The sequence below is a fragment of the Microcoleus sp. FACHB-68 genome, from assembly GCF_014695715.1.
In the GTDB taxonomy this organism is placed as follows: Bacteria; Cyanobacteriota; Cyanobacteriia; order Cyanobacteriales; family Oscillatoriaceae; genus FACHB-68.
On record NZ_JACJOT010000005.1, the window covers coordinates 117,560 to 124,424 of the forward strand.

The window sequence follows — 6,865 nt, forward strand, 5'->3', positions numbered from 1 at the left end:
CATAAACTTCCCTGGAAATTGGCCTAGCGTCGCCTATAACCCTTTTGTGCTAGAATTTTGTTAGATTTTGTCTTTTTGAAGTCGCCGTGGGCTTCACACCCATTATAGGAGCTATTTTGGTATGACCAGCAGTTACAGCGCTGATCAGATTCAAGTATTGGAAGGTCTTGAAGCCGTCCGCAAACGACCGGGGATGTACATCGGCACCACCGGCCCGCGAGGACTCCACCATCTAGTTTACGAGGTTGTGGACAATTCCATCGATGAGGCGCTAGCTGGCCACTGCACTCATATCGAGGTTGACCTCAATGCTGATGGTTCCGTCACCGTTACAGACGACGGGCGGGGCATTCCCACAGATACCCATTCCAAAACCGGCAAATCAGCTCTAGAAACCGTGATGACTGTGCTTCATGCCGGCGGTAAGTTTGGCGGCGGCGGCTACAAAGTTTCAGGCGGCTTGCACGGGGTTGGTGTCTCTGTCGTTAACGCCCTATCTGAGTGGGTAGAAGTAACCGTTTGGAGAGAGAAGAAAGAATTCAAGCAGCGCTACGAGAGAGGTGTAGCAGCCGGCGAACTAGAATCTAAACCTGGCAAAGAAAACCGCACCGGCACCTCCGTTTCCTTCAAACCCGATCATCAAATTTTCAGCACCGGCATTGAATTTGATTACACCACCCTATCCGGGCGCTTGCGGGAATTGGCTTACTTGAATGCCGGTGTCAAAATGACCTTCACCGATAACCGGCTTGAACTGCAAAAAACCGGCGAACCGCGAGTAGAAACCTACTGCTATGAAGGCGGCATCCGCGAATACATCACCTACATGAACCACGACAAGCAACCCTTGCACGAAGAAGTCATCTTTGTTCAGGGAGAACGCAATAACGTTCAGGTAGAAGTCGCCTTGCAGTGGTGTGTTGATGCCTACAGCGATAACTTATTAGGCTTTGCTAATAATATCCGTACCATTGATGGTGGCACCCACTTAGAAGGCTTGAAAGCCGTGCTTACCCGCACGATGAACGCCATCGCCCGTAAGCGCAACAAAATCAAAGAAAATGAAGCCAATCTCGGCGGAGAAAACGTCCGAGAAGGCTTAACCGGCGTTATTTCCGTCAAAGTACCCGATCCCGAATTTGAAGGGCAAACAAAAACAAAATTAGGCAACACCGAAGTCCGGGGAATTGTTGATTCTTTGGTGGGAGAAGTTCTCACCGAATATTTAGAATTCCGTCCCAACGTTGCAGACGCCATTTTAGAAAAAGCCATCCAGGCATTTAAAGCCGCAGAAGCCGCCCGACGTGCCCGCGATTTGGTCAGGCGAAAATCGGTTTTAGAATCTTCACCTTTACCTGGGAAATTAGCAGATTGCAGCACCAGAGATCCCTCAGAATCTGAGATTTTTATCGTAGAAGGTGATAGTGCCGGTGGCAGCGCCAAACAAGGACGTGATCGCCGCACCCAAGCCATTCTTCCCCTGCGTGGTAAAATCCTCAATATTGAGAAAACAGACGACGCCAAAATCTACAAAAATACCGAAATCCAAGCGTTAATTACAGCTCTTGGCTTAGGGGTAAAAGGTGAAGAATTCGACGCTTCAGGACTGCGCTATCACCGCATCGTGATTATGACAGACGCAGACGTTGATGGGGCGCACATCCGCACCCTGTTGCTAACCTTCTTCTATCGCTATCAACGTTCTCTTGTCGATCAAGGTTACATTTATATTGCCTGCCCTCCCCTCTATAAAGTTGAGCGGGGACGCAATCATTATTACTGCTACAGTGAGCGCGAACTCACCAACTTAGTCCAGCGCGAATTTCCCGCCAATGCCAACTACACGATTCAGCGGTTCAAAGGTTTGGGTGAAATGATGCCGGAACAGTTGTGGCAAACAACGATGAACCCAGAAAGTCGCACCTTCAAACGCGTGGAGATTGAAGACGCTGCTGAAGCAGATCGCGTCTTTACCGTTTTGATGGGTGATCGCGTTGCCCCTCGCCGCGAATTTATCGAAACTTACGGGCCAAAACTCAATCTGACCGATTTGGATATTTAAAGCTCTGTTTCACATCTGATTCTGAGTTGTATTGAGGTTTAGGGGCGATATTTTGTTCGCCCCTATTTTCGACTTTATTTATGTCGAATAGACTCATAAATTTCCAAGTAGTCTTTACCTGGATAGTTCCATGAGTAGTTGTAATTCATCCCTTGAAGGACGAGTTGACGGAACTCTTCGGGATAGTTATACCACAACTTAATTGCTCGCTCCATTGTAGATTCTAGAGCGTGATAATCTGTGTCATAAAACACATAACCGTTGCGTTGTTCGGGCAAATGGTTTTCATCGTAGTCTCGGTCAAAAACGGTATTAACGAGACCCCCAACCCCTCGCACAATTGGCACAGTTCCATATCTCAAACCAATCATTTGTGTTAATCCACAAGGTTCGTAATTACTGGGCACAACAATCATGTCTGCGCCGGCATAAATGAGGTGAGATAATTCTTCATTAAATCCCAGTTCTAAATGAACATCGGGATTATCATTTAAGAATTGTTTTTCATGCCAGAAATGATTGTTAATTCCCGCTTCCGTTGCTGAACCCAGCAGCACAAATTGCGCTCCTCTTTCGAGAGCGTAGTAAATCGCATGATGGACGAGGTGAACGCCTTTTTGCTCGTCGAGCCGGCCAATAAAGCAAATGAGGGGTTTATCGACATCGCGCAGCAGCAATCGTTCACGTAAAGCTTGTTTATTTTTCGCTTTCCCTTCTAATTTTTCTTTCGTGTAGGAATGGGGAATGTAGCGATCAGTTTCGGGATTCCACACATCATAATCGATGCCGTTGAGGACGCCTCGGAATTTACTCTGGTGCGTATGTAAAGTGTGTCCGAGTCCGTATCCAATCGGAGTATGACAGGCTTCCCAAGCGTGATGGGGTGAAACTGTTGTGACGTAATTTGAGTAAACAATGCCCCCTTTCATGAAGTTCAACGCAAAGGGGTTGAAGTTATCCCGCAGGCGATCATACTGGAAAAAGTAAGCTTCTTGATTCAGGCCGGTTGCCCACAGAACCTCTGAACCGCCCATTCCTTGATGTTTGAAGTTATGGATGGTGTAGCAAACTCGTTGCAGCCCCATGTCATATTTGTAATTCTCAAACAACATGACGGGAACTAAGCCGGTTTGCCAGTCATGGCAGTGGATGACATCGGGACGCTTGTTACTCTTGTGCAAAAATTCTAGGGCAGCTTTGCTGAAGAATGCAAAGCGCATATTGTCGTCATCGCAGCCGTAGTAACAGTGCCGGTTAAAGAAGTTATCTGGTGAGTGAGGTTCAATGAAGAAACACAGTCGCCCGTACACCCAGCCGCAATAAACGGAACAGTGGATCGCACCGCCATACCAGGGCACCCACAAATCTTTATAGGCATCATGGAGTCCCCAAATATGGTCATAGCGCATACAATCGTATTTCGGCAGAATCAACTCTACCGTATGACCGCGACTTTCTAAATCCCTGCTGAGTCCGTAAACCACATCACCCAAGCCTCCAGCTTTGATGACGGGGGCGCACTCGGAAGCGATTTGTACGATATACATCCAGACTCCTCGCTCAATAACAAATGTATTTTTTTAATTTCACAGAAGTATACATATTTAGAGCCAGAACGCAACTCAGTCATTGGAAACAGATCCAGTGCGAGGGTTGTGGCGGCTTAGGAAATAGAACTTGGTTTTCTTGCATTATTCTCAATTAACCGGCATTTATGGTGGCGAAAAACACCGGCACCCGAAAAATTAAAAACCACCTAGACTTTGAAATCTTAGGTGGCTTTGCTTTAAATATAACGAGGTTTAAATTAAATGGAGCCGAGCAGAATTGAACTGCTGTCCAAACAAGGTATTAACTCTCCGCTCATTCACAGGCGTAGCCCTTCTGACCCTCAGGGCGGGAACCATCCATTATCCCGGATGACAGGATGCACTGGTTAAATCTTAACTAGCAAGCCACCCAGAGAACACTTACTAGAGCATCCGTTGGGGTTTTGTCTGCAATCCTTAACGGAGTCGAACTACAGACGCTCGAACCTAAATGAGGTTTTTATTAGGCAGCAACGGTGGCTGTCTTACGAGCAAAAGGAACGATGTTGTTCGCATTTACTTTTTTTTTGAGCCTAGGATTTACGAGAGGCGACTCACTCTCGGCCTGAATCACAAAGTAGCTTTCGCTCGCCTGTCGAAACCATTACGGCCCCTTGCGTTCTTTCCTTATTATAATCAATTCTTTTGACCAGGACTAGGAAAAAAAGATTAAAAAGGTGGTAATCCCCGAAATTTTTGTAGGGTTAAGCGAACCTTGCGGAAAAATGAGCGAGTTTTGCGGAGTGTAAATCTGCCGGCGGTGAATGATCAAACCGAAGTTGACCACTACCCCCCTGTTCCTTTGGCTTGCCACCGGCAGCTAATCTTGATATATAGGGGGGGTTTCAAGGGAGATGGGAAATTGAAGCTACTTTGCCTCAGCAATGGTCATGGGGAGGATGCGATTGCAGTTCGCATTTTGCGGGAACTACAGCAGCAGCCAAATCCCCCAGAATTAGCAGTCCTTCCCCTTGTCGGTGAAGGACGAGCCTACGCCGAGTTAGAGGGCGTACCGATGATCGCCCCGGTGAAGAAAATGCCCTCTGGTGGCTTTATTTATATGGATAGCCGGCAGTTATGGCGGGACGTGCAAGGAGGCTTACTGGATCTGACGTGGAACCAGTTACAAGCGGTGCGAGCTTGGGCACAACAGGGCGGATCGATTTTAGCCGTGGGGGATATTGTGCCCCTGTTGTTTGCCTGGTGGAGTGGGGCAAATTATGCGTTTGTAGGCACTGCCAAATCCGAATACTATCTACGCGATGAAGCCGGCTTGCTGCCGAACCGCTCGTGGTTTGAGGATCTGGAGAGTTGGTCTGGGTCAGTTTACCTGCCTTGGGAACGCTGGCTGATGCGTCACCGGCGCTGCAAAGCCGTTTTTCCCAGAGATCCCCTAACCACTGAGACGTTACAAAAGTTTTCGATTCCCGCGTTTGATCTGGGAAATCCGATGATGGATGAATTGGAACCGGCTCACCCACCGGCACTCTTTTATGATCCAGATGCGGAATTGAAAGAAACTCGGCGTCCCCTGATTGTCACCCTCCTGCCCGGTTCTAGAGCACCAGAAGCCTACGACAACTGGCAGAAAATTTTGCAAGCTGTGGCGCAGTTGTGCCAAACCTTTGCCGAGAGAACGCCGGTGTTTTTGGCTGCGATCTCACCCGGTTTAAGCTTAGATATCTTCTGCGAAAAATTGGAAGGTTATTACTGGCAAGCGGGAAAGCCGGATAACCTTCCAGTTTTCCCACCGATTTCTGATCCGGCTGCTGTGACGTTTACTCAAGGAAATGCAACCCTGATTTTGAGCCAAAACGCCTTTATTGAGTGCTTGCAACCGTCAGATTTAGCGATTGCAATGGCCGGCACTGCAACAGAACAGTATGTGGGTTTAGGAAAGCCGGCCTTCGCATTTCCTGGGGTTGGCCCTCAGTTCACGCCGGCTTTTGCCGAAGCTCAAAGCCGGTTACTAGGGCCATCCTTGATTTTGCTCGACCGGCCAACCGAAGTGGCCATCGTATTACGGCAGCTACTGCGCGATCCAGACCGGCTGCAACTGATTGCGGACAATGGCCTGCGGCGCATGGGCGAACCGGGTGCAGCAAGCCGCATCGTGGCTTGTTTGAGCGAAAAATTGTTAACTGCTAGCGGCTAATTGATCATAAAATCTTTAATTTTCTTTGCCCCACCACCGTTAAGGGGTGGGGGATCGCTTCAACACATTACCCGTGCTTGACCAAAACGCCCGGTTCCCGCTGAATCGGCAGGACGTCTAAAATATCCATTTGCACGCAATATTTTAAGTCTTCGTGGCAGTCGAGGCGCAGCAGGCGTTGGCCGTGGCTGGCGTGGTGCATCAATTCTAACAATTGGTCTTGCCATTGCCGGTAAAGGGCGATGGCGGCGACGGTTTCATCGTTGCCGGCAAAAGCGCTTAAAGTGCCACCAATGCCGCTTAAGAGGCTGTCAGCGAGTGCGCCGGCGCAAGCGGTATCTTCTAGAGAGTAACTGCCTTCCCAACCGGAACCGACGATCCAAATGGTTTCTGGCTTCTGGGATATCAGATAGTTCACCACTGCCTGCCGGTTGATAAAAGCGGCTGCCAGAACCACTGAAGCGTCTTGCACGCGCTGCAGTGCACGGGTGCCATTGGTGGTACTGATGAATAACCGGCGTCCTTGCATCCGTTCTGGGGTGCAGTCGAGGGGAGAGTTGCCCAAGTCGCAGCCTGCTACTTTGGAACCGCCTCGTTCGCCGGCGCGAAGACGTTTCTCTGCTGGCCACTCTTCACTGACTTGCATCAGTTTTTCCATATCACTGAAGACTTGCACGGCTTCCGCGCCGGCATTCAGTGCGGTTGCCATTGTAGTGGTAGCGCGGAGAACATCGACGGCAATCGCACAGTCTGGCTGGCTGTCGGTTGGCGTCAGTTCAGGGGTGTGGTAAACAAATAGCTTCACAGATTGGGATTCCCTGTATTTACAACTGCCGAATTACTATTTTATGGGTCGGTGTTACCGAATAGATAAGGCAGTTTGCAGTATCCTTTGAGCACTGGCTACATTTGTTGGGGAAGCCGGCAGGAAAAGTGCCGAGTAAGAGGCGTTGCTGAAAAAGTAATGCTAGGTGGAATACAATAAAGTCATGAAATGTCCTCAATGTCACTCCACTCAAACCGCTAAAAACGGGCATCGTCGTGGCAGACAATGCTACA

Annotated in this window: 4 protein-coding genes and 1 other RNA gene; 2 read left to right on the top strand and 3 right to left on the bottom strand. The window is 48.9% G+C overall.

The annotated features are described in order from the left end of the window. The first annotated feature begins 121 nt into the window (after positions 1-121). The gene (gene gyrB, locus H6F73_RS04605; RefSeq protein WP_190757637.1) at positions 122-2,062 is read left to right on the top strand and encodes a DNA topoisomerase (ATP-hydrolyzing) subunit B; all 1,941 of its coding nucleotides are present in this window, start codon (positions 122-124) and stop codon (positions 2,060-2,062) included. 74 nt (positions 2,063-2,136) lie between these two features. Here the strand turns inward: gyrB and glgA are convergent, their stop codons facing one another. Together glgA and ssrA are read right to left on the bottom strand one after the other, a co-directional pair. Continuing rightward, positions 2,137-3,609, bottom strand: a complete 1,473-nt coding sequence (glgA, locus tag H6F73_RS04610) for a glycogen synthase GlgA (RefSeq protein WP_190757638.1) — start codon at positions 3,607-3,609, stop codon at positions 2,137-2,139. Between the two features lie 262 nt (positions 3,610-3,871). Beyond that, positions 3,872-4,265, bottom strand: a transfer-messenger RNA (tmRNA) gene (gene ssrA, locus H6F73_RS04615). A gap of 248 nt (positions 4,266-4,513) precedes the next feature. Between ssrA and H6F73_RS04620 the strand changes: the two genes are divergently transcribed. Continuing rightward, a complete protein-coding gene (locus H6F73_RS04620) occupies positions 4,514-5,806 on the top strand; it encodes a lipid-A-disaccharide synthase-related protein (protein ID WP_190757645.1) in 1,293 nt (430 codons plus the stop codon). A gap of 67 nt (positions 5,807-5,873) precedes the next feature. Here the strand turns inward: H6F73_RS04620 and H6F73_RS04625 are convergent, their stop codons facing one another. Beyond that, positions 5,874-6,611 carry a 2-phosphosulfolactate phosphatase family protein gene (locus H6F73_RS04625; protein ID WP_190757639.1) on the bottom strand — a complete coding sequence of 246 codons (738 nt, stop codon included), beginning with the start codon at positions 6,609-6,611 and terminating at the stop codon, positions 5,874-5,876. Positions 6,612-6,865 lie beyond the last annotated feature (254 nt).